The sequence below is a fragment of the Paroceanicella profunda genome, from assembly GCF_005887635.2.
GTDB classification, from domain to species: domain Bacteria; phylum Pseudomonadota; class Alphaproteobacteria; order Rhodobacterales; family Rhodobacteraceae; genus Paroceanicella; species Paroceanicella profunda.
The window spans coordinates 251,619-273,342 of the sequence record NZ_CP040819.1; the positions used below are offsets into that span (position 1 = coordinate 251,619).

At 69.9% G+C, this 21,724-nt stretch carries 21 protein-coding genes; 16 read left to right on the top strand and 5 right to left on the bottom strand.

Translation table 11 applies throughout. The annotated features are described in order from the left end of the window. Window positions 1-513 precede the first annotated feature (513 nt). Entirely contained in the window at window positions 514-1,572 is a 1,059-nt protein-coding gene (locus tag FDP22_RS19175) for a TAXI family TRAP transporter solute-binding subunit (RefSeq protein ID WP_138573591.1), read from the bottom strand. Further along, window positions 1,569-3,461 carry a TRAP transporter permease gene (locus FDP22_RS19180; protein WP_138573589.1) on the bottom strand — a complete coding sequence of 631 codons (1,893 nt, stop codon included), beginning with the start codon at window positions 3,459-3,461 and terminating at the stop codon, window positions 1,569-1,571. The genes FDP22_RS19175 and FDP22_RS19180 overlap by 4 nt, the downstream gene beginning before the upstream one ends. Window positions 3,462-3,824: 363 nt before the next feature. Between FDP22_RS19180 and FDP22_RS19185 the strand changes: the two genes are divergently transcribed. Next, window positions 3,825-4,691 (top strand): helix-turn-helix domain-containing protein, encoded by an 867-nt coding sequence (locus tag FDP22_RS19185; protein ID WP_138573587.1) that lies wholly within the window; start codon window positions 3,825-3,827, stop codon window positions 4,689-4,691. A gap of 225 nt (window positions 4,692-4,916) precedes the next feature. Here FDP22_RS19185 and FDP22_RS19190 read toward each other — a convergent pair whose 3' ends face one another. After that, window positions 4,917-5,249, bottom strand: coding sequence for a hypothetical protein (locus FDP22_RS19190; RefSeq protein ID WP_346728841.1), 333 nt, complete (start codon window positions 5,247-5,249; stop codon window positions 4,917-4,919). Window positions 5,250-5,388: 139 nt separating this feature from the next. Then, entirely contained in the window at window positions 5,389-5,763 is a 375-nt protein-coding gene (locus tag FDP22_RS19195; RefSeq protein ID WP_239031992.1) for a RidA family protein, read from the bottom strand. Between the two features lie 261 nt (window positions 5,764-6,024). On the opposite strand from FDP22_RS19195, the gene FDP22_RS19205 reads away from it, so the two are divergent. From FDP22_RS19205 to FDP22_RS19250, 10 genes are all read left to right on the top strand, one after another. After that, window positions 6,025-7,029: an ABC transporter substrate-binding protein gene (locus FDP22_RS19205; protein WP_138573581.1), complete on the top strand. Its 1,005-nt coding sequence runs from the start codon at window positions 6,025-6,027 to the stop codon at window positions 7,027-7,029. A gap of 54 nt (window positions 7,030-7,083) precedes the next feature. Next, window positions 7,084-7,869 carry an ABC transporter ATP-binding protein gene (locus FDP22_RS19210; protein ID WP_138573579.1) on the top strand — a complete coding sequence of 262 codons (786 nt, stop codon included), beginning with the start codon at window positions 7,084-7,086 and terminating at the stop codon, window positions 7,867-7,869. Then, on the top strand, window positions 7,866-8,726 hold the full coding sequence (locus tag FDP22_RS19215; protein WP_138573577.1) for an ABC transporter permease: 861 nt from the start codon (window positions 7,866-7,868) through the stop codon (window positions 8,724-8,726). Before FDP22_RS19210 ends, FDP22_RS19215 begins: the two co-directional genes overlap by 4 nt. A gap of 5 nt (window positions 8,727-8,731) precedes the next feature. Beyond that, window positions 8,732-10,003, top strand: a complete 1,272-nt coding sequence (locus FDP22_RS19220; protein WP_138573575.1) for a cytosine deaminase — start codon at window positions 8,732-8,734, stop codon at window positions 10,001-10,003. Further along, entirely contained in the window at window positions 10,000-11,403 is a 1,404-nt protein-coding gene (locus FDP22_RS19225; protein ID WP_138573573.1) for an FAD-binding oxidoreductase, read from the top strand. The genes FDP22_RS19220 and FDP22_RS19225 overlap by 4 nt, the downstream gene beginning before the upstream one ends. Then, the gene (locus FDP22_RS19230; RefSeq protein ID WP_138573571.1) at window positions 11,400-11,984 is read left to right on the top strand and encodes an NAD(P)H-dependent oxidoreductase; all 585 of its coding nucleotides are present in this window, start codon (window positions 11,400-11,402) and stop codon (window positions 11,982-11,984) included. The genes FDP22_RS19225 and FDP22_RS19230 overlap by 4 nt, the downstream gene beginning before the upstream one ends. Then, on the top strand, window positions 11,984-12,589 hold the full coding sequence (locus FDP22_RS19235) for an NAD(P)H-dependent oxidoreductase (RefSeq protein ID WP_138573569.1): 606 nt from the start codon (window positions 11,984-11,986) through the stop codon (window positions 12,587-12,589). Before FDP22_RS19230 ends, FDP22_RS19235 begins: the two co-directional genes overlap by 1 nt. After that, complete coding sequence (locus FDP22_RS19240; RefSeq protein ID WP_138573567.1) at window positions 12,586-13,503, top strand: isopenicillin N synthase family dioxygenase; 918 nt, start codon at window positions 12,586-12,588, stop codon at window positions 13,501-13,503. The genes FDP22_RS19235 and FDP22_RS19240 overlap by 4 nt, the downstream gene beginning before the upstream one ends. Beyond that, complete coding sequence (locus FDP22_RS19245; RefSeq protein WP_138573565.1) at window positions 13,503-14,306, top strand: creatininase family protein; 804 nt, start codon at window positions 13,503-13,505, stop codon at window positions 14,304-14,306. Before FDP22_RS19240 ends, FDP22_RS19245 begins: the two co-directional genes overlap by 1 nt. A gap of 193 nt (window positions 14,307-14,499) precedes the next feature. Beyond that, window positions 14,500-15,171: a class II aldolase/adducin family protein gene (locus FDP22_RS19250; RefSeq protein ID WP_138573563.1), complete on the top strand. Its 672-nt coding sequence runs from the start codon at window positions 14,500-14,502 to the stop codon at window positions 15,169-15,171. A 101-nt stretch (window positions 15,172-15,272) separates the two neighbouring features. Here FDP22_RS19250 and FDP22_RS19255 read toward each other — a convergent pair whose 3' ends face one another. After that, window positions 15,273-16,679, bottom strand: a complete 1,407-nt coding sequence (locus tag FDP22_RS19255; protein ID WP_239031996.1) for an aminotransferase-like domain-containing protein — start codon at window positions 16,677-16,679, stop codon at window positions 15,273-15,275. A gap of 143 nt (window positions 16,680-16,822) precedes the next feature. Here FDP22_RS19255 and FDP22_RS19260 point away from each other — a divergent pair, with 143 nt between their 5' ends. The 5 genes from FDP22_RS19260 to FDP22_RS19280 all read left to right on the top strand — a co-directional run bounded on the left by FDP22_RS19260 (window position 16,823) and on the right by FDP22_RS19280 (window position 21,585). Further along, on the top strand, window positions 16,823-18,142 hold the full coding sequence (locus tag FDP22_RS19260; protein ID WP_138573559.1) for a hydroxymethylglutaryl-CoA reductase, degradative: 1,320 nt from the start codon (window positions 16,823-16,825) through the stop codon (window positions 18,140-18,142). 48 nt (window positions 18,143-18,190) lie between these two features. Further along, on the top strand, window positions 18,191-19,243 hold the full coding sequence (dctP, locus tag FDP22_RS19265) for a TRAP transporter substrate-binding protein DctP (protein ID WP_138574072.1): 1,053 nt from the start codon (window positions 18,191-18,193) through the stop codon (window positions 19,241-19,243). A 116-nt stretch (window positions 19,244-19,359) separates the two neighbouring features. Then, entirely contained in the window at window positions 19,360-19,866 is a 507-nt protein-coding gene (locus FDP22_RS19270) for a TRAP transporter small permease subunit (RefSeq protein ID WP_138573557.1), read from the top strand. After that, complete coding sequence (locus tag FDP22_RS19275) at window positions 19,863-21,185, top strand: TRAP transporter large permease (protein WP_138573555.1); 1,323 nt, start codon at window positions 19,863-19,865, stop codon at window positions 21,183-21,185. The genes FDP22_RS19270 and FDP22_RS19275 overlap by 4 nt, the downstream gene beginning before the upstream one ends. Before the next feature lie 55 nt (window positions 21,186-21,240). Further along, window positions 21,241-21,585, top strand: coding sequence for a TfoX/Sxy family protein (locus FDP22_RS19280; RefSeq protein ID WP_138573553.1), 345 nt, complete (start codon window positions 21,241-21,243; stop codon window positions 21,583-21,585). The last annotated feature ends 139 nt before the right edge of the window (window positions 21,586-21,724 follow it).

The window sequence follows — 21,724 nt, forward strand, 5'->3', positions numbered from 1 at the left end:
GGCGTGCCTGTGGCAGGGGAGCGGGAGAGCGGGCCGCGCGGCCCGCCCGATGCGCAACGATGGCGCCGCCGGACACCGGGCGGCGCGGCCCGCCGGGGGCGACAGCCCTCCGCCGGACGCAGGATGGTGTGGCGGCCCGGCCGCCCTTCGCCGGTAGCGGGATGCCGCCACCTGCCGGGATGCCCTGCCCCGGACCGGGGCGCTGGACCCTGCCGGGGAGCCTTCCACCCGGAACGGGACGGGGGCGCTGCCGGGAAGCCCTCCGCCCGGAACCGGACGGCGGGCCTGCCAGGGAGCCCTGCCCCGGACCGGGGCGATGGGCCCTGCCGGGGCGCCCTTCGCCCGGAACGGGACGATGAGCCTTGCCGGGGCGCCCCCGCCTCCGGGAGCGGGACGGTGGGCCTTGCCGGGGCGCCCCTTCGCCGGACGCGCGATGGCGCAGCCCGCGCTGGGGCGATTGTCTTGCCCCGCCGGCGCGCGGCGGCCCCGGGGGAGCGCCCCGCGCCGGCCGCCTCAATTGGCCAGCGACGCCGCGGGGATCTTCACCCCGATCTCCTCGTAATAGCGCCGCGCGCCGGGGTGCAGGGCCATGCCGCCGGGGCTCACGGCATAGTCGAGCGTGATGCGCTTCAGCCAGGGCGCGCTGTCGCGCATCTTCTCCGCGCCCTCCCAGAACGCCTTCGTGATGGCGTAGACCGTCTCCTCGTCAAGATCGGCACGGGTTGCCACGCCCACGACGGAGCCCAGCGAATACACGTCCCCGGTGTTCACCACGTTCGGCCCGTAGGTGCCGGCGGGGATCATCTCCAGCGATCGGCCGGGGATGCGCGAGGGCGCCAGCTGCGCGTCGCTCTGTGCCTCCACCTGCGCCTTGTCGGGCCCGAGCAGGCGCAGGCGGCTGGTGGCGGCGAGCTGTTCGAGCTGCGGAAACGGCGGGATGCCCCCCACGGCGTAGACATCGAGCTGCCGGTCCTGGAAGGCCTGGAAGGCGGAGGACCAGGAGCCCTTGAAGTTCTCGTAATCCTCGCCCGGCTTCATGCCGGTCTGCGCCTCGATCCACTGGCGCGCGGTGTTCCAGGCCCCGCCGCCGGGGGGGCCGAGAAACACCTTCTTGCCGCGGATGTCCTCCAGCGAACTCATGCCGTCATCGGCATAGGTCACGAAATGGTAGGTGCCGTAGGGAAACCAGAACACCAGCCGGACATTCTCCGCCAGCTTGGGCGCCGAGGAGAGCTTCTGGTACATGAAGGTGCCGGTCTTCATCGCATCATAGACCGTGGGCGAGGACATCACGAAGTCGAGCTTGCCCTGCGCGAGGTCGACCATGTGCTTGGTGGCGGCCCCCGTGGCGTCGACGGTGATCTCGTAGGCGTCCTGCTGCCGGTTCACGATGGTCGCCATGGTCGACATTGTGAGATAGGCCGAGGAACCCGGCGCGATCGTGGCCATGCGCAGCTTCTCGGCCGCCTGCGCCGCGTCGGGCAGGCCCGGGCCGATGAGGGCCGCGACCGCGAGGGCCGTGGCCGCGAGGCGCCGCGCGAAGGGCGCGGTGAACGGGCGCGATGGGGTCATTTGTGTCCTCCCGATGTGGGTAGTGTCTTGTCTGCATGGATCTGGGGTGCGCGCAGCCGGTGCAGGCCGATGGCCAGCAGCGCGAGGGCGAACCCGGCCAGGCTGGGCTCGACGCCCGGCCACAGGATGGCGAGAGCGGCGGCCAGCCGCAGCGCCATCTCCCAGGGCTCCAGCCGCCGCGCATCGAAGCGCGACAGCGCCGTGGCGATCATCCAGGTGGCGCAGAAGAAGCACAGCACCGCCCAGGCGAGCCCGCCCGCCGTCACCCCGTTGATGATCAGGATGTCCGGGTGGTAGACGAACAAAAACGGGATGATGAACCCGGCGATGGACAGGCGCAGCGCCTCGAACCCGGTCTCCATCGGCTTCGAACCGGCGATGGGCGCGGCGGCGAAGGCCGCGAGCCCCACCGGCGGGGTCACCACCGAGAGCACGCCGAAATAGAGCATGAAGAGATGCGCCGCGATGGTCGGCACCCCCAGCCGCTCCAGCGCCGGGCCCATCACCAGCGCCACGATGAGATAGGCCGGCGCCGAAGGAACGCCCATCCCCATCACCAGGCAGCCCAGCATCACCAGCACCAGGCTCAGGAACAGGCTGTCGCCCGAGAGCGCGAGGATGCCTTGCGCGAACTGCAGCCCCACCCCGGTCATGTTGATCACCCCGATCACCACGCCGATGGCCGTCACGATCACCATCAGGGTGGCCGAGGTGCGCCCGGCCGAGACCAGCGCCGCCCACCAGGCCGAGGGTCGCCGGAACGCGGGAAACAGCAAAAGGCACATCCCGCAGGCCACCCCCAGCGCCGACACCCCGGCGAACTGCGCCGTACGCCCCTGCACCAGCAGCGCGATGATCACGCAGAGCGGCAGGAAGAAGGCGAGGCTCTGCAGCCAGTCGGCCCGGGTGATGCGCTCCCGCTCCGCCTTCGGCGTGGGGCGGATGCCCATGCGGCGCGATTCCACCAGCACCACCATGAACAGGCTGGCGTAGTAGAACACCGCCGGCAGCGTGGCCGCCACCACGATGGAGAGATAGGGAATGCCGGTCACGTCGGCCATCAGGAAGGCCACCACGCCCATCACCGGCGGCATGATCTGCCCGCCCGTGGAGGCCGCGGCCTCCACTGCCCCGGCGAATTTCGGCCGGAAGCCGGCGCGCTTGATGATCGGGATGGTGAAGATGCCGGTGGAGACCACGTTGGCCACCGCGGCACCCGAGATGGTGCCGAACAGCGCCGAGCCCACGATGGAGGCATGCGCCGGCCCGCCGGTGAAGCGCCCGGTGGCGGCAAAGGCGAGCTTGAGCAGCACCGCCCCCGCGCCGGAGGATTGCAGCACCGCGCCGAACACGATGAACACCAGCACCACCCGGCTCACCACCTCCACCGGGCGGCCGAAGGCGCCGTCGGTCGAGTACCACAGGTTCTCGGCCACGCGCGTCCAGCTCTCGCCCGCGCCGAACAGGCTGGCGGGGGCCAGGATGTAGCCCAGCAGCGCCACGTAGACGAGCAGCATGGGCAGGCCGAAGCCGCGCCAGGTGGCGTAGCCGATGATGGCGAAGGCCAGCCAGCCCATCATCAGCCGGGTGTCGGAGATCTCGATGAAGAACTCCTCCTGCTCCAGCATGATGCCGAGCCAGCGCCACAGCAGCCACAGGAACAGGAGGGCGAGGCCCAGGTGCGCGATGTCGCGCAGCAGGTCCCCCGGGCGGTCCGCCGGGGCGCGCGTCTGCCCGAGCAGCAGCACCACCATGCCCAGACCGACGCTGAGGCCGGAGACCCAGGCATTGTCGAAAACCCCGAACGCGGACGTGTAGACCGCCAGTCCCGCAAGGCAGACCGACAGCACATCCGCGCCCAGGACGAAGGCGCGGGCAGGTGTTTTCATGGCCGTTTCCTCCCTAAGGTCGGCGCGGGCGAGGATGCGCTCCCGCCCTTGCCCCGACAATGAGCGATACGCTAACGTGCCGCCTGCCGGCACGCCGCGGCGCCGGGATACGCGGCAGCGGCGGGTGCCGTCGGGCCCGGGCGAGGTTCGCGACACATCCCGCCGGGCGCGGAGGATCGCGCCGGAACTCCGCTTCGAAGCGGCGGGGGCGTGGCTCCCCGGGGACGCGCGGCCGGGCTTCGGGAGGACGGCCACAGGGCAGGTCCGGCGGCTTCGGGCCAGGAATGCGGCCCCGTCCGGGGCACAGGATCGCCAGGTGCGCGGGCGGCGAAGCGGCCGGCGCCTTCGGGGGAAGAGACGGGCATGACCACACTCGAGAACCGCTCGCTGGACCGCGGGATTACCCTGATGGAGATCCTCGCGCGCGGCGGCTCCTGCTCGCTGGCGGAGCTGCACGCCGCCTCGGGCCTGCCGAAGTCCACCATCCGCCGGCTGCTGGGCACGCTGATCGCCCGGCGCATCGTGCGCCGCTCGCTGTCGGACGGGCGCTACCGCATCAACATCACCCTGCCGATGAGCACCGGTGCGCCGATTCCGCCGGGGCTCGCCGGGCTGGTCGACCTCTCGCTGCCGCTGGCGCTCGCCCTCACCCGGCGGGTGCGCTGGCCTTCCGACATCCATGTGGTGGACGGCACGCGGATGCAGATCGTGGAATCCACCCGCCCCGCGAGCCCGTTCCACATCTACCCCGGCCGGGTGAACCGCTGGCTGAACATCTTCGGAACCGCCTCCGGCACCGCCTGCCTCGCGGCGATGAGCCCGGAGGCGGTGATGGAGGTCCACCGCCTCACGGAGGGGGATGAGACCTGGGGGCTCGCGCGCTTCGGCCTCTGCGTCGAGGCCTATCTCGACATCCTCGCGGCCACCCGGGCGCGCGGCTATGCCATCCGCCTCTCGGCCTATCTGGGCGAGACGGTGTTCGACGACGGGCTCGCGGCCATCGCGGTGCCGTTGCTGGAGCGCGGAAGGCCGCTGGGCGCCCTCACGCTGATCTGGCCGCGCCCCCACCTTGACCACGCGCGCTTCGCCTCCGAGCATCTCGACGCCCTGCGCGACACCGCCGCGCAGATCTGCGCCGGGCTTGACCGGGACACCGCACGCACCCCGGCGCCCGCCGAGGCGGCGCCGGGTGCGCGGCGCGGGACCGCGGCTTCCCCGTCACGCGGCTGAGGAGGCCGAAGCCCCCCGCGCGGGGACCTCGCCCGGCCCGTGCTGCGCAGGGCCGCTGCCGCCGGCCGGGACAGGCACCAGCCTCCGGCCCCGGCACGAAACCCACAGCCTCGCCGGACGGCTGCGGACTGCGCCGCGCCCTCACCTGCGCCGCGTCGGCCCGGGGCGGCGCGGGTGCCATCCTCGCCGCCGGTGGCAGCGACCGCCCGTTGCGGCCCCGCGCCGTCAGGCCGGGGGAAGCGTGCGCGCCTTCACCTTCTCGATCTCGCGCAGCATGCAGCGGAAGGCGTCCAGCGCGTCCTGCTCTGCCGGGGTAAGCGGCGTTTTCGGGTCAAAATGCGCGACAAGCACGGCAAGCGCATCGCCGATGCGGCCGAGCTGGCGGCCATAGCTGCCGACGTCCTCCAGCACCGCCTGCTCCACCTTCGGGTTCGCCGAGCGGCCCATGTTGATGGTCACCAGGCTGAAACTGTTGCCGATGGCGCTGATGAAGGCGGACCACTGGCTGAAGATCTGCGAAACATTGCCCGAGAGGGGCATGTGGAATGCGGGCATCATGGCTCTCCGTTCCGGACCCCGCTCCATGCTCCCCCATGCCCGAGCCTGACCGGGAAAGCGCCCCTGCGGAAGACGGCGCGATGCCGCGGAACACAGTTGATGAACAATCGTCACGTCCGCCCGCAAGGGGCTGGAATGGCTACCTTACCGCGAGAACCTCGATCTCCACCAGGAACTCCGGCCGGGTGAAGCCGGTGACGATCATCAGCGTGGACGCCGGGGGCGGCGAGACCTCCGCCAGCCAGGCGTCGCGCGCCGTCATGTAACCGGCCATGTGGGCGCGGTCGGTGACGAATGCATTCAGCCGGATGACCGACGTGCGGTCCGCGCCGGCTTCAGCGAGGATCGCTTCGATATTTCCGAAGCACAGTGCCGCCTGAGCCTCCACGCCCTCGGGCACATGGCCGTCCGGGGCGATTCCGAGCTGCCCGGAGGTGGCGATCAGCCCGCGACCCGGCGGCACCTCGATGCCATGGGAATAGCGCGCGAAGGGCGCACGGATGGTGGCGGGCATAAGGGCTTTCATGAGGGCTGCCTTTCGGTAAAGTGATTCCGCTTGCCCTTCCTTCTCGCAGCCTCGGCGCGCGCCGGGGAAGGCCGGGGCGCGCCTGCCGCGGAATTTCCCGACCATCTGGTCAGGGCTTCAGCAGTTGCGCGCAAAGCCTGACCATTTTGGCGGCAAACCCGGCTTATCCCCGGAAAAATGCCTGTGCGGACTTGTCGACAATTCAACCGGAACGCAGTCTGGCCGGGGTGACAATCAACGGAGGCGAGAATGAGGACAGCACGCATCACGGCAATCATACCGGCCCTGGCCGCCTCGCTGATCGCGGTTGCGGCACAGGCTCAGGATCTGGTGAAAGTGTCCTACGGCACCAACTGGCTGGCGCAGGCGGAACATGGCGGCTTCTACCAGTCCGTCGCCGATGGCACCTACGCGGCCTGCGGCCTGGACGTGACCATCGTGCCCGGCGGCCCGCAGGTCAACAACCGCGCGCTGATGCTCGCCGGCAAGATCGACTTCAACATGGGCGGTGACCTGCTGCAGGCCTTCTCGGCCGTGGAACAGGGCATCCCGGTGGTCAACGTGGCGGCCATCTTCCAGAAACACCCGCAGGTGATCCTCTCCCACCCCGGCGTGGCGGACAGCTGGGAAGACCTCAAGAAGCTCAGGCTGCTGATCGGCGACAACGGCTACCAGAGCTACTACCAGTGGATGATCAAGGCCTACGGCTTCACCGCGGACCAGCGGGTGCCCTACACGTTCAACCCCGCGCCCTTCTTGGCCGACAAGAACACCGGCATGCAAGGCTATCTCTCTTCCGAGCCCTATGTGGTTGAAAAGGAAGGCGGTTTCAAACCGAATGTCTTCCTGATCGCCGATGCGGGCTATTCCAGCTACGCCACCACCATCGAGACCATGCAGGACACGCTGGAGAGCCGCCCCGAAGTGGTGAAGTGCTTCGTCGAAGGCTCCATCAAGGGCTGGTACAACTACATCTACAATGACAGTACGCCTGCCAATGCCCTGATCATGAAGGATAATCCGGAAATGACGCAGGACAAGATCGACTATGCCATCGCCAAGATGAAGGAGCATGGCATTGTCGACAGCGGTGACGCGCTGGAGCAGGGCATCGGCGTGATGACCGAGGAGAAGGTGAAGGACTTCTATGACAAGATGGTGGCCGCAGGTGTCGTCTCGGCGGACCTGGACTGGCAGGCCAGCTTCGTCACCGATTACGTGGGCCACGGCGTGGGCATGGACCTCAAGAAGTAAGCGCGGCAGCCGCGCCCGGGGCAGCCCCCGGGCGCAGGACGACCGGGAGACAGGATGACTTCCCCACTTCACGACACCACCCCGCGCCCCGAGCTGATGAGCGTCAACGGCGTGGGCAAGGTGTTCAACGGCGCCACGGTGGCGCTTCAGGGCATGTCGCTCACGGTCCGGCAGGGGGATTTCATCTCGCTGCTCGGGCCGTCGGGCTGTGGCAAGTCCACCGCGCTGCGGCTGATGTCCGGGCTCTCGCTGCCCACCACGGGCAGCATCCGCTGGGCGGTGCCGCAGGAGCCGGGCAGCCTGGGCGTGGTGTTCCAGGAACCCACGCTGATGCCCTGGGCCACGGTGGAGCAGAATGTCTGGCTGCCGATGCGCCTGCGCGGGGCCTCGCTCTCCTCCGTGCGCGGCGAGATTTCCGAGGCGCTGCGGCTGGTGGGGCTGGACGGGTTCCAGCGCGCCTACCCGCGCGAGCTTTCGGGCGGCATGAAGATGCGCGTGTCCATCGCCCGCGCCCTCGTCACCCGCCCGAAGCTCATCCTGATGGACGAGCCCTTCGCGGCGCTGGACGAGATCACCCGCTTCAAACTCAACAACGACCTGCTCACCCTGCAGGCGGAGCTGGGCTGCACGGTGGTCTTCGTCACCCATTCGGTGTTCGAGAGCGTGTTCCTCTCCGACCGGATCGTGGTGATGGCCGCCCGCCCCGGCCGAGTGCTGCGCGAGCTCGCCGTGGATGCCCCCTACCCGCGCGACGAGAGTTTCCGCACCTCGCCCGAATATGCCGCCCTGTGCCGGGAGGCCTCCGCCGCCCTGCACGACGCGATGGGAGACGCCGCATGACCAGCCTCGCCAATGAGGAGCGCATCCCCGAGATGCTCGACCCGGAGGAGCGCGCCCGCCGCCGGCGCCTCGCCTTCGAGACATGGGGCCGCTGGGTGCTGCCGGTGCTGGTGATCGCGCTCGGCATCCTGGCCTGGCACCTGGTGGTGACGGTGAACAAGATCCCGCATTACATCCTGCCCGGCCCGGTTCTGGTGTTCGAGACCCTGCTGAAGGACTGGGCGCTGCTGCTCAATGCCCTGCTCGTCACCCTGCAGATCACCCTGATGGCGCTGGCCATCGCGGTGATCGGCGGCGTGGGGCTGGCGGTGCTCTTCACCCAGTCGCGGCTGGTGGAGATGTCCTTCTACCCCTATGCGGTCATCCTGCAGGTGACGCCCATCGTCTCCATCGCGCCGCTCATCTTCATCTATGTGGACAACAAGATGGCGGGGCTCCTGCTCTGCGCCTGGCTGGTGGCCTTCTTCCCGGTGCTCTCCAACACCACGCTGGGGCTGAACTCCGCCGACCACAACCTGCGCGACCTGTTCCGCATCTACGGCGCCACGCGCTGGCAGCGGCTGCGCTACCTGCAACTGCCCTCGTCGCTGCCCTATTTCCTCGGGGGGCTGCGCATCGCCGGCGGGCTGGCGCTGATCGGCTCGGTGGTGGCGGAATACGTGGCGGGCACCGGCGGCGTGGGCTCCGGCCTCGCCTTCACCATCCTGGAGGCAAGCTACCGGCTCAACATTCCGCGCATGTTTGCCGCACTCCTTCTGATTGCGGCAACCGGCGTGGTGATCTATGCCGGGTTGAGCTTCCTCAGCTACATGCTGCTGCACAAATGGCATGAAAGCGCCATCCGGCGCGAGGTGTAAAACGTATGGACTTCAGAGACCTTCCCAAGACCGGCTCCTACCGGCTTGAAAACATGCGCGTTCCGGCCTGCCTCACCGGGAGCGGAGAGGGGCTGGTTCCGCTCTCGCTCACCATCGCGGGCGGGCGGATCTCCGACGCGCCGGCCGATGCGGTGCTGGACATGAAGGGGGCAATGGTGTTCCCCGCCTTCACCGACATGCACACCCATCTCGACAAGGGCCACATCTCGCCCCGCGCGCCGAACCCGGACGGCACCTTCCCCGGGGCGCTCGCCACCGTGGGGGCCGACCGGGTGGCGAACTGGAGTGCTTCGGACGTGCGCGCCCGGATGGATTTCGCCCTGCGCTGCGCCTTCGCGCATGGCACCGCGCGCATCCGCACCCATCTCGACAGCCTGCCGCCGCAGGACGAGATCTCCTTCCCCGTGTTCCGCGAGATGCGCGCCGAATGGGCCGGCCGGATCGAGCTGCAGGCAAGCTGCCTCGTGGCCATCGACCGGATGGAGCTGGACGGGCGCTTCCAGCGCACCGCGCAGATCGTGGCCGAGAGCGGCGCGGTGCTGGGCTGCGTCGCCTACCCGATGCCGGGCATCGAGGCGCAGCTCGACGGGTTCCTGAACACTGCCGGGCGTCTCGGCCTCGACGCGGATTTCCATGTCGACGAGACCGGAGACCCCGCCGCCGACGCCCTGCGCTCCATCGCCGAGGCCGTGATGCGCACGGGCTTTGGGGGCCATGTCACCGTGGGCCATTGCTGCTCCCTCGCCGTGCAGGAGGAGGCGGTGGCCCTCTCCACCCTCGACAAGGTGGCGAAGGCGGGGCTGCACGTGGTCTCCCTGCCGATGTGCAACATGTACCTGCAGGACCGGGTGGCCGGCCGCACGCCGCGCTGGCGCGGGGTCACCATGGTGCAGGAGATGAAGGCGCGGGGCATCCCGGTCGCCTTCGCCTCGGACAACACGCGCGACGCGTTCTACGCCTACGGCGATCTCGACATGCTGGAGGTGATGCGCGAGGCCACCCGCATCGCCCATCTCGACCATGGCGCGGACGATTGGGTGCGCGCCTTCACCACCACGCCCGACGCGGCCTGCCGCTTCGCGAGCCCCGGCCTCACCCCCGGCGCGCCGGCCGACATGGTTATCACCCGGGCGCGCAGCTGGTCGGAGCTGTTCTCGCGCCCGCAGGCGGACCGCATCGTGATCCGCTCCGGCCGCCAGATCGACCGGACCCTGCCTGATTATGCCGAGCTCGACGCGCTCATGGAGACCGCATGAAACCGAATGTCGCCGCCGCCCTCGAGGCCCTCTCGCATCTCGACACCACGGTGAACCCCGCCGCGTTGAAGGCCCAGAGCCGGGATTTCTTCTGGTACTCGCCGGTGCTCAAGGCCCGGCTGGACGGCGTGGTGGCCGATTTCGCCGTCTCCCCCGCCACGGAGGAGGAGGTGATCGAGGTGCTGCGCACCTGTTATGCGCATGATTGCCCGGTGACCACCCGCGGGGCGGGCACCGGCAATTACGGCCAGGCCATGCCGCTCGCCGGGGGTTGCGTGCTCAACCTGCGCAAGCTGAACCGGGTGAAGGAGATCCACCCCGGCCGGCTGATCGTGGAGCCGGGCGCCATCCTGAAGGACATCGACGCCGCCACTCGCGCCCACTCGGGCCAGGAACTGCGCATGTTCTCCTCCACCTGGGCGACGGCGAGCATCGGCGGGTTCATCGCCGGCGGCTCGGGCGGCGTGGGCTCGGTGCGCTGGGGCTCGCTGCGCGACCTGGGCAACATCATCCGCCTGCGGGTGGTGACCATGGAGGCCGAGCCGCGCATCCTGGAATTCCGCGGCGAGGAGCTGGCCCGCGTCTCCCACGCCTATGGCACAAACGGCATCATCACCGAGCTGGAGATGCCGCTGGCCCCCGCCTATGACTGGGTGGACCTCATGCTCGCCTTCGAGGACTTCCCCGCCGCCGCGGCCTATGCCGACGCGCTGGCGAACCAGGACGGCATCCTCATCAAGCTCGCCACCGTGATCGAGGCCCCGGCCCCCGCGCTCTACTTCCAGCGTCTCAAGGGGCGGGTGACGGACACCCAGTCCCTCGTGCTGCTGATGGTCGCCCCGCAGGCGATCGACGCCTTCGAGACCTTCACCGCCCGGCGCGGCGCGGCGCAGATCCTCTACCGCTCCGACGATTGCGACTGGGAGCGCGGGCCGGGCCTCGTGTTCGAATACGCCTGGAACCACACCACCCTGCGCGCGCTGAAGGTGGACCCGGCGATCACCTACCTGCAGGTGCGCTATGCCTTCCCGGACCACCTGGAACGCGTCGAGGAAATCCGCCAGGTGTTCGGCGACGAGGTGCTCCAGCACCTGGAGATCATGCGCACCAACGGCAAGGTGCATGCCGCCGGCCTCTCGCTGGTGCGCTTCACCACCGAGGAGCGGCTGGACGAGATCGTGCGCCTGCACGAGGAGATGGGCTGCATGATCTTCAACCCGCACCGCTACACGCTGGAGGAGGGCGGGCGCCAGTCCGTCGACGCCATCCAGCTCGGCTTCAAGCGCGAGGCAGATCCGAAGGGCCTGCTCAACCCCGGCAAGATGATCTCCTGGGAAGACCCGGACTGGAGATATGAGCGCATGTACGCCTACCCGGGGCTGAAGGACCAGGCCGAATGAAACGCGCCCTCGTGCTCTACGCCCACCCCTGCGAGGAGAGCTTCGCCGCCTCCGTGCATCAGACGGTCGTCACCCGCCTGCGCGCGAACGACTGGGCGGTGGATGACTGCAACCTCTACGCGGAAGGCTTCTCGCCGGTGCTCAGCGCCGAGGAACGCCGCGGCTACCACGACATCGGCCCGAACACCCTGCCGGTGCAGGATTACGTGGAGCGCATCCGCCGCGCCCGGGCGCTGGTGATGGTGTTCCCGGTGTGGAACTTCGGCTACCCGGCCATCCTGAAGGGGTTCTTCGACCGGGTGTTCGTGCCCGGCGTGTCCTTCGGCATGGTCGACGGCAAGGTGCAGGGCATGCTGCACAACATCCGCCGGGTGGCGGCCGTCACCACCTACGGCGGCACGCGCACCCGCGCCACCCTGGCCGGAGACCCGCCGCGCCGCATCGTGATGCGTGCCCTGCGCAAGACCGTGCACCCCGGCGCGGGCTTTCGCTACCTCGCGCTCTACGACATGAACCGCGCGACGGAGCGCGACCGCGCCGCGCATCTCAACCGGGTCTACCGCGAGATGGACAATTTCTGATGCGCGCCCTCGTCGTCTACTGCCATCCGAACCCGGAGAGCTATACCGCCGCCGTGCTGGCGGTGATCCGCTCCCGGCTCGCGGCAGCGGGCGCCGAGACGCGCGTGATCGACCTCTACGCCGAGGGGTTCGCCCCGGCGCTGAGCGCGCAGGAACTGGCGAACTACGAGACCACGCCGGAGAACATCGCCCCCGTCGCCCCGCATGTGGAGAGCCTGCGCTGGTGCGACACGCTGATCTTCGTCTACCCCACCTGGTGGTACGGGCTGCCGGCGGTGCTGAAGGGCTGGCTGGACCGGGTGATGCTGCCCGACGTGGCCTTCCTGATGCCCCAGGGCGGCGACATCGGCCCCGGCCTCACCCACATCCGGCGGCTGGGCGTGTTCACCACCTGCGGGGCGAGCTGGCCGCTCACCTTCTTCGTGGGCGCGCCGGGCAAGCGCACCCTGCTGCGGGGCCTGCGCCTGCTGTGCCACAGGCGCGCGCGCACCGCCTTCGCCGCGCATTACCGGATGGACAGTTCCACGCCGCAGAGCCGCGCCCGCCATCTCGCCCGGGTGGAGGCGAGGATGACCCGTTTCCTCAACCGGAAGGTGCCCGCATGATTCCCGTGCTCGACCATGCCGCGGCCCGCGCCGGTGACGGCGCGGCCTTCACCGCCGGCCTCTCCGCCGCCTGTCGCGAGACCGGGTTCTTCCTGCTCACCGGCCATGGGGTGGACCCCGCGCTGACGGCGGCGGTGTTCGGGCAGGCCGCCGCTCTCTTCGCCCTGCCGCAGGCCCGGAAGGAGGCGGTGGGCATCCACCTCTCGCCCCACAACCGCGGCTATGTCGCCCTCGGCGCCGAACGGCTGGACGACACCACCGGCCAGGTGGACCGCAAGGAGGCCTTCAACATCGGGCTGGACCTCCCGCCCGACCACCCGGACGTGGCCGCCGGCAAGCCCTTTCGCGGCGTGAACCTCTGGCCCGACCTTCCCGGCTTCCGGGACACCACGCTGAGCTATTTCAACGCCGCCTGGGCGCTCGGGGTGGACCTGCACCGGGCCATCGCGCGCGACCTCGGCATCCCCGAGGGGCATTTCGCGCCCGAGTTCACCGCGCCCATGGCCACGCTGCGCCTGCTGCGCTACCCGGCAAGTGCCGGCGGCGCGCAGGAGATCGGCGCCGGGGCGCACACGGATTACGGCTCGCTCACCCTGCTGGCCACCGATGGCACCGCCGGCCTGCAGGTGCGCCCGCGCGGGCAGGACTGGGTGGATGTTCCGCATGTGCCCGGCGCCTTCGTGGTCAACATCGGCGACTGCCTGATGCGCTGGACGAACGACATCTACGTCTCCACCCCGCACCGGGTGCTGCCGCCTGCGCGCGAGCGGTATTCGCTGGCCTTCTTCCTCGACCCGAACCCGGAGACGGAGATCGCCGCCCTGCCCGGCACCGGTGCGCCGAAATACCCCGCCATCCGCGCCGCGGACTATCTCGCCGCGCGGCTGGCCGCGACTTACGACAAGAAAGGCTGATGCCGATGCCCCGCCACTACTGGGCCCAGTACCGCACCACCGAATTCGCCGGTTTCGACCCCGCCCGCACCATCGCCGTGCTGCCGACTGCTGCCATCGAGCAGCACGGGCCGCACCTGCCCGTGGGGGTGGACAGCATGATCGGCCAGGGCATGCTCGACACGCTCACCGGGCTGCTGGACGGGGTGGAGGACATCCGCGTGCTTATCCTGCCTGTCCAGTGCGTGGGCAAGTCGAACGAGCACCTGCACGCGCCGGGCACCGTCACCCTCACCGCCGCCACCGCCATCGAGGCCTGGACGCAGATCGGCCTTGCCGTGGCCCGGGCGGGCCTGCGCAAGATGGCCATCGTGAACAGCCACGGCGGCAACGTGGACATGAATTCCATCGTCGCGCGCGAGCTGCGGGTGCGCGCGGACATGCTGGTGGGCAAGGCGCATTGGGGCGCCTTCGGCACGCCGGAAGGGATGTTCTCCGCGCGCGAGAAGACCTACGGCATCCATGGCGGTGACGTGGAGACCTCGCTCATGCTGCATTTCCGCCCCGAGCTGGTGGCGATGGCGCAGGCGCAGATCTTCGCCTCCACCGCGGAAGGCATGGACGGCTTCACCCACCTGCGCCCCACGGGGGCGACCTCCTACGGCTGGATCTCGTCGGACCTGAACCCCGCCGGAACCGTGGGCGAAGCGGCGCTGGCCACGGCGGAGAAGGGCGCCGCCACCGCGCGCCACCAGGCCGAGGGCTTCCTCACCTTCCTGCGGGAGCTCGCGGATTTCGAGCTGCCGGGCCGCGCCGGGGCCTGAGCCCCGCACCCACCTGCCCGAAGGCCGCATTGCGCCGCCCCCCGCGCCGCGCTAAGCGCAGTGACGGCCCGGGCCAGAGCAGCCCGGGAGCGGGTTTCGCCCCGAGCGGTTGCGGCGAGGCCCGGTCCGGATCGCGCTTCACGCCGAGGCGGTTTCGCTCCGGGCGCGGGTGCCGCAGCATGGGAGGACGGACATGGACGCAGACGAGCGCGCCCTGCGCGCGGAAATCATCGCGAACTGCCGCTGGATGAACGACAGCGGCCTGAACGCCGGCACCTCCGGCAATATCTCCGCCCGCTGGGGCGACCGGATGCTGATCACCCCCTCCGCCACCCCCTACGCGGCGATGGCGCCGGAGATGCTCGCCTCCATGCCGCTGGAGGGCGACTACGGCGCCTGGGAGGGGCCGCTGAAACCCTCCACCGAATGGCGCTTCCACCTCGACATCCTGCGCGCGCGGCCCGAGGCGCGCGCCGTCGTGCATACCCACGCGCCCTATTGCTCGGCCCTCGCCATCACCCGGCGCGAGATCCCGGCGGTGCATTACATGATCGCGGCCTTCGGCGGCGCCACGGTGCGCTGCGCGGAGTACGCGCCCTTCGGCACCGCTGCGCTCTCGGCCAATGCGCTCGCCGCGCTGGAGGGGCGCTGCGCCTGCCTGCTGGCCAACCACGGCATGATCGCCTTCGGGCCTTCGCTGGAGAAGGCGATGTGGCTGGCGGTGGAGCTGGAAACCCTCGCGCGGCAGTATCACAACGCCCTGCTCATCGGCGGCGCCGTGGTGCTCTCGGACGCGCAGATCGAGGAAACCCTCGCCGCCTTCAAGGGCTACGGGCTGCAGGACCCGCCGGAACCGGCGGCGTGACCTTCCGCTGCGCCCGAGCCGCAAGACCTGTCAGCGTGCTTCGTATCTCGCGTGAAGAAAGCGTCGTAAGGCTCTCACCATAAAGACATCTCTCGACCTGATCAGCCCCCGTGCCCGCCCCGCGCGAAGAGATCGCGCGCGAAGGCGTGGAAGGCCGCGTCGGTGCCATAGGCCACGTTCACCCGGATATGCGCCGGGCCCGCCGCGCCGCCGGGCGAGAAGACCGAGCCGGGGGCGATGAAGATGCCGGCCTCCGCCCCCTCATGGGCGATGTCGGCCTCGCTCACCCCCTCGGGCAGGCTGGGGTAGAGGTAATAGCCCGGCCCGGTGCCGAAGGGCAGGCCGAAGCCGGTGGCGCGCAGGGCGGCGGCGGTTTGGGCCACGCTCGCGCTCACCCGCTGGCCGAGGCGGCGCAGGTGGCTCGCGTATTGCCCGGCGTCGATGAGCTCGAAGATGAAGCGCTCGATGTAGGAGGAGGTGGCGACGGTGCCGAGCATCTTCAGCGCCACCAGCTGGCGCACCACCTCGGGCGGCGCGCTCACGAAGCCCGAGCGCAGGCTGGCCGAGAGGGTCTTGGAGAAGGTGCCGACATGGATGACCTCGCAGCGTGACGGCAGGCTGGCGAGCCGCACCGTGCCGGGGGGGACCAGGTCGGCGAAGGTGTCGTCCTCCACCACGAAGAGCCCGCCCTGCCCGGCGAGCTGCAGCACCGCGGCGCATTTCTCCGGCGAGGTGGTGGTGCCGGTCGGGTTGTGCGCCACGGTCTGGGTGAAGAGGCCGCGCGGGCGGTGGCGGGCGATCTTGCGGGCGAGATCCTCGATATCCGGCCCGTCGGGCAGGCGGCGCACACCGATCAGCCGCACCCCGGCCAGGCGCAGCTTGGCGAAGAGCGGGTAGTAGCCCGGCTCGTCCACCAGCACGCAGTCGCCCCGGCTGAGGTATTGCCGGGTGATGAGGTCGAAGGCGTGGTTGGCGCCGAAGGTGGTGAACACGGTGTCGGGGCCCGCGGCGATGCCACGCTCCTCCAGCCGCCGGGCGATGAGCCGGCGCAGGGGCATGTAGCCCGCGGCCTCGCCGTAGCCGTAGTCGGTGCCGCTGCGCACCGAGATGCCGAAGCGGAAATAGCGCTGCAGCTCGGAGGCCTCCAGCCAGCCGGCGGGGGGGCGGCCGTCGCCGATGCGGGCATCGAAATTGCGGTCGAGCTGCTCGCGCAGGAGCGAGATCGCGTCGGTCGCCTCGCGGAAGGACTGGCTGGTGCGCTCGCCCATCCGCGGCAGCGCATGCGCCACGTAGAAGCCCGAGCCGCGCCGCGCCACCACCAGGCTGTCGGCCACCAGCCGCTCGTAGGCCTGCACCACGGAATTGCGCGAGATCCGCATCTCGTCGGCCATGCCGCGGATGGGCGGCAGGCGCTCTCCCGGCTCCAGCCGGCCGGCCTCGATCTGGCCGCGCACGCGCTCGTACACCTCGTCCACCCGGCGCACCGGAACGCGGCGAACCCCTCTCACCTGTCGCAAACCGTCTCCCCCGCTGCCTTCAACACATTGAAAAGGCGTACGTAAATTGTTTGTCATAATTGTACCTTGTGTCTGATTGTGCGCCGTATAGCGTTCGCAGGCAAGAGATCAACAAGACTGCCCGGAGGAAAGATATGGGTTCGCAGACCCCGGCCAGCGCTGTCAGCGCGGCCTACAGTTCCCGCATCGCCAATGCCCGCAACATGAGCCCGGCAGAGCGCCTCGGCGCGGTGGCCGATGCCGTGGGCCTCACGGCGGAGGAGCGCGCCCTGCTGGCAGACCCGGCCGCGCTGCCCCTCGCCGCCGCCGACGGGATGATCGAGAACGTGATCGGCACCTTCGGCATGCCGCTGGGCATCGCCACGAATTTCGTGGTGAACGGCCGCGAGGTGCTGGTGCCGATGGCGGTGGAGGAGCCCTCGGTGGTGGCTGCCGCCTCCTACATGGCACGGATCGCGCGCGATCATGGCGGCTTCCTCACCTCCAGCTCCGCCCCGATCATGCGCGCCCAGGTGCAGGTGATCGGGCTGAGCGATCCGCATGGCGCGCGGCTTGCCCTGCTCTCGGCGCGCGACGAGATCGTGGCGACGGCGAACGCGCGTGACGCGCTGCTGGTCAAGCTCGGCGGCGGCTGCCGCGACATCGAGGTGCATGTCTTCGAGCAGAGCCCCGCCGGCCCGATGGCGGTGATGCACCTGCTGGTGGACGTGCGCGACGCGATGGGTGCGAACACGGTGAACACCATGGCCGAGGCCGTGGCCCCGATCGCCGAGCGGGTGACGGGCGGCGAGGTGCGGCTGCGCATCCTCTCCAACCTCGCGGACCTGCGGCTGAGCCGGGCGATGGTGCGCATTCCCGAGGCCGCCCTCGCCACGAAGGAGTTCGACGGTGCGCGCATGGTGAGCGGCATCCTGGAGGGCTATGCCCTCGCCGCCACCGACCCCTACCGCGCCGCCACCCACAACAAGGGCATCATGAACGGCATGGACCCCGTGGTGGTGGCCACCGGAAACGACTGGCGCGCCATCGAGGCCGGGGCCCATGCCTGGGCGGCGCGCAAGGGCTCCTACGGCTCGATGAGCGTGTGGGAGCGCGACGCGGCCGGAAACCTGGTGGGCTCGATGGAAGTGCCGATGGCCGTGGGCCTGGTGGGCGGGGCGACCAAGACCCACCCGCTCGCCCGGCTGGCGCTCAAGATCATGGGGGTCTCCTCCGCGCAGGAACTGGCGGAGGTGATCGTGGCCGTGGGCCTCGCGCAGAACATGGCGGCGCTGCGCGCACTTGCCACCGAGGGCATCCAGCGCGGGCACATGGCGCTGCACGGGCGCAACATCGCCATCCTCGCCGGGGCCACCGGCCCGGAGGTGGAGACCATCGCGAAGCGCATGGCCGCCGAGCGTGACGTGCGCGTGGACCGCGCGCAGGAATTGCTGGCCGAGATGCGCGGGGCGTGACACGCCCCGCCGAATGAACAACAAACCACAAGGGGAGGAAAAACCATGATGAATCGACTCACCCGCCGCAAGGCGCTCACCCGTCTTACCGGCGCCGCGCTGGCTGCACCGGCCATCGTTGCCGCCGGCAGCCTGGCCACCCGCGCGCAGGACAAGGTGCGCTGGCGCATGCAGGCGCTCTGGGGCGGGGGCACGAACCCGCAGGTCTACGAGGAGAAGTTCGCCGCGCGCGTGTCCGAGCTCACCGGCGGCGCCTTCGAGATCCAGACCTTCGCCGGCGGCCAGATCGTGCCCGCCGCCCAAGCCTTCGACGCGGTGCGCGGCGGCGCCTTCGAGATGATGAAGACCTTCGACGGCTACACCGCCGGCAAGATCCCCGCGCATGGCTTCACCTCCACCGTGCCCTTCGGCTTTCCGGAGCCGGACCAGTATGAGGCCTGGTTCTATGAGCGCGGCGGGCTGGAGATGGCGCGCGAGAGCTATGCGCCGGCCGGGCTGAGCTACATCGCGCCGACCATCTACGGCGAGGAGCCGATCCACTCCAAGATCCCGCTCAACACCATCGCGGAGATGAGCGGCAAGAAGGGGCGCTTCGTGGGCCTCGCCTCCAGCGTGATGGCGGAGTTCGGCGTTGCCGTCTCGCCGCTGCCCACCTCGGAGGTCTACTCCGCGCTCGACAAGGGCCTGATCGACTTCGCGGACCGGGGAGACCTGCAGGCGAACTACGAGGAGGGCCTGCAGGAGGTGGCGAAATACATCATTCTGCCCGGCTTCCACCAGCCCACCACGGCCACGGCCTATGTCGCGAACACAAGGGCTTACGAGGCGTTGTCACAGCAGAACAAGGCTGTTCTGGCGGTGGCCGCGCGCGAGATTTCAGGCGCCCTGCGCCAGGACATCATCGTGAAGAACGTGGAGTACCTGCAGAAATACCGTGACGCGGGCGTGGAGGTGATCCGCCTCGATGCGGCGGACGTGCAGGAGAACCGAGGCCGCGCCGTGGAGGCCTGGCGCAAGGCCACCAACGGCGATGCGCTGGCCACGAAGATCCTCGAGTCCCAGATGAGCTTCATGCAGGATCTCGGCCTGCTGGACGCCTGATCTCCTGACACCGTGCCCCCCGGCCCGGGCCCGCGCGGCCCGGCCGGGGGGCTGACCGTTTCCGCCGCGCCCCGGGGCCATCCCCGCCGCGGCGCCTGCCCGCGAGGCCCCTGCCGATGCTTGCCGCCGCCGCTGCCGTCACCGCGCTGAACCGGACGCTGTTCCGGGTCGTGAAATGGCTGGTCTTCGTGATCGTGGTCCTGATGCTGTGGGAGGTGGTGTCGCGCTACGCGTTCAACGCTCCCACCGGCTGGGGGCCGGAGCTGGCCACCCTGCTCTTCGGGCCCTATTTCCTGCTCGGCGGCCCCTGGCTGCTGCATGTGGGCGGGCACGTGGCGGTGGACATCCTCTCCGCGAAGGCCGGCCCGCGCACCGGCACGGTGCTCGCGGCCATCGCGGCGGTGATGGCGCTGGTGTTTGGCGCCATCCTCACCTGGTTCGCTCTGCCGCTGGCCTGGCAGTCCTGGAGCTATGGCGAGACCAGCTTCTCCGCCTGGAACCCGGTGATCTGGCCGGCCAAGGCGATGCTGCCGCTCGCCACCATCCTCCTGTCGCTGCAGGCGGCGGCGGACCTCGTGTTCCTCGCCCATGGCGATGCGCGCGGCCGGGAGGCGCAGGCATGACTGGCTCGTCCTTCGTGCTCATCCCGATGTTCCTCGCGCTGGTGGGGCTGATGCTCACCGGCGCGCCGCTGGCCTTCGTTCTGGGCTCGGTCGCCTTCACCTTCACCATCGCGGTCTGGGGCTCCGGGGCGCTGATCGTCTCGGTCCTCAACACCTTCGAGACCATGACCTCGGAGTCGCTGATGGCGATTCCGCTCTACATCCTCATGGCCTCGATCCTGCAGAAATCCGGCATCATCGAGGATCTCTACGCCGCGATGGAGAAATGGTTCGGCCGGCTGCCCGGGGGGCTCGCCATCGGCACCATCGCCATCTGCACGGTGATGGCGGCGATGACCGGCGTGGTGGGGGCCGCGGTGGCGGCAATGGGCATCCTCGCCCTGCCCTCGATGATGACGCGCGGCTATGACCGGCCGATGGCGCTGGGGGCGATCTGCGCCGGCGGCACGCTGGGCATCCTGATCCCGCCCTCGGTGGTGACCATCGTCTATGCCATCACCGCGCAGATCTCGATCGGGCAGATGTTCATCGCCGGCATCGTGCCGGGCCTCGCACTCGCACTTGCCTATTGCGCCTACATCCTCATCCGCACCACGCTCAACCCCGCCCTCGCCCCGCGCCCGGGGCCGGAGGAGCCGCGCGTGCCCGCGGCCGAGAAGCTCGCCGCCCTGCGCACGCTCATCCTGCCCGGGCTGATCATCCTGGGCGTGCTCGGCACCATCTATGCCGGCATCGCCACCCCCACCGAGGCGGCGGCCGTGGGCGTGCTCGGCGCCGTGATCTCGGCGCTGGTCACCGGGCGGCTCACGGTGGCGCAGCTCTCCGCCTCGGCCACGGACACGCTGAAGGTGACGGCGATGATCCTGTGGATCACCATCGGCGCGCGCACCTTCATCTCGGTCTTCACCGCCACCGGCGGGGCCGACGGGCTGCTGGATTTCATCCGCGGCATGGAGGCTTCGCGCTGGCTGGTGCTGGCGGCGATCCTGGGCGTGCTGATCTTCCTCGGGCTGTTTCTCGACGAGATCGGCATCATCCTGCTCTGCGTGCCGGTGTTCCTGCCCATCGTGCGCGAGCTCGGCTTCGACCCGCTGTGGTTCGGCATCCTGTTCATGATCACGGCGCAGATGGCCTACATCACCCCGCCCTTCGGCTACACGCTGTTCTACCTCAAGGGCGTGCTGCCGCCCGGCGTGGGCATGGGCGAGGTGTATCGCGGCGTGGTGCCCTTCTTCCTCATCCAGGTGGGCATGCTGCTCCTGTTCATCCTGTGGCCGGGGCTGGTCACCTGGCTGCCCGAGCAGATGATGGCGCGGTAGCTTGACGCGGCGGCCCCCGCGCCGTCACACTTCGCCCCGAAGCGGGGAGGACGCGATGGCGCGGGCGCAGCCGACGGAATTCGTGATGCACATGCTCGAGGCGCTGGAGCCGCTGGGGCCGATCACGGTCACCCGGCTGTTCGGCGGCTGGTCGATGCGCCTCGACGGGGTGCAGTTCGGCGTCGTCCTGGGGGACACCTTCTACCTGTGCACCGACGAGGCGATGCGCGCCGATCTCGCCGCGGAGGGCAGCGTGCCCTTCAGCTACACCCGGCGGAAATCCGGGCGCGAGGTGGTCATCCACCGCTTCTACAGCCTGCCCGAGGCCTGTCTGGATGACCCCGACCTGGCGCTGGACTGGGCACAGCGCGCAGTGGATGCGAACCGTCACCGCGTGTGAGGCGCGCCGCATGACCCTTTGACATTGCTATCATTTCGGGGGAGTTCTCCGCCTGCCGCCTGCCGCCTGCCGCCTGCCGCCTGCCGCCTGCCGCCTGCCGCCTGCCGCCTGCCGCCTGCCGCCTGCCGCCTGCCGCCTG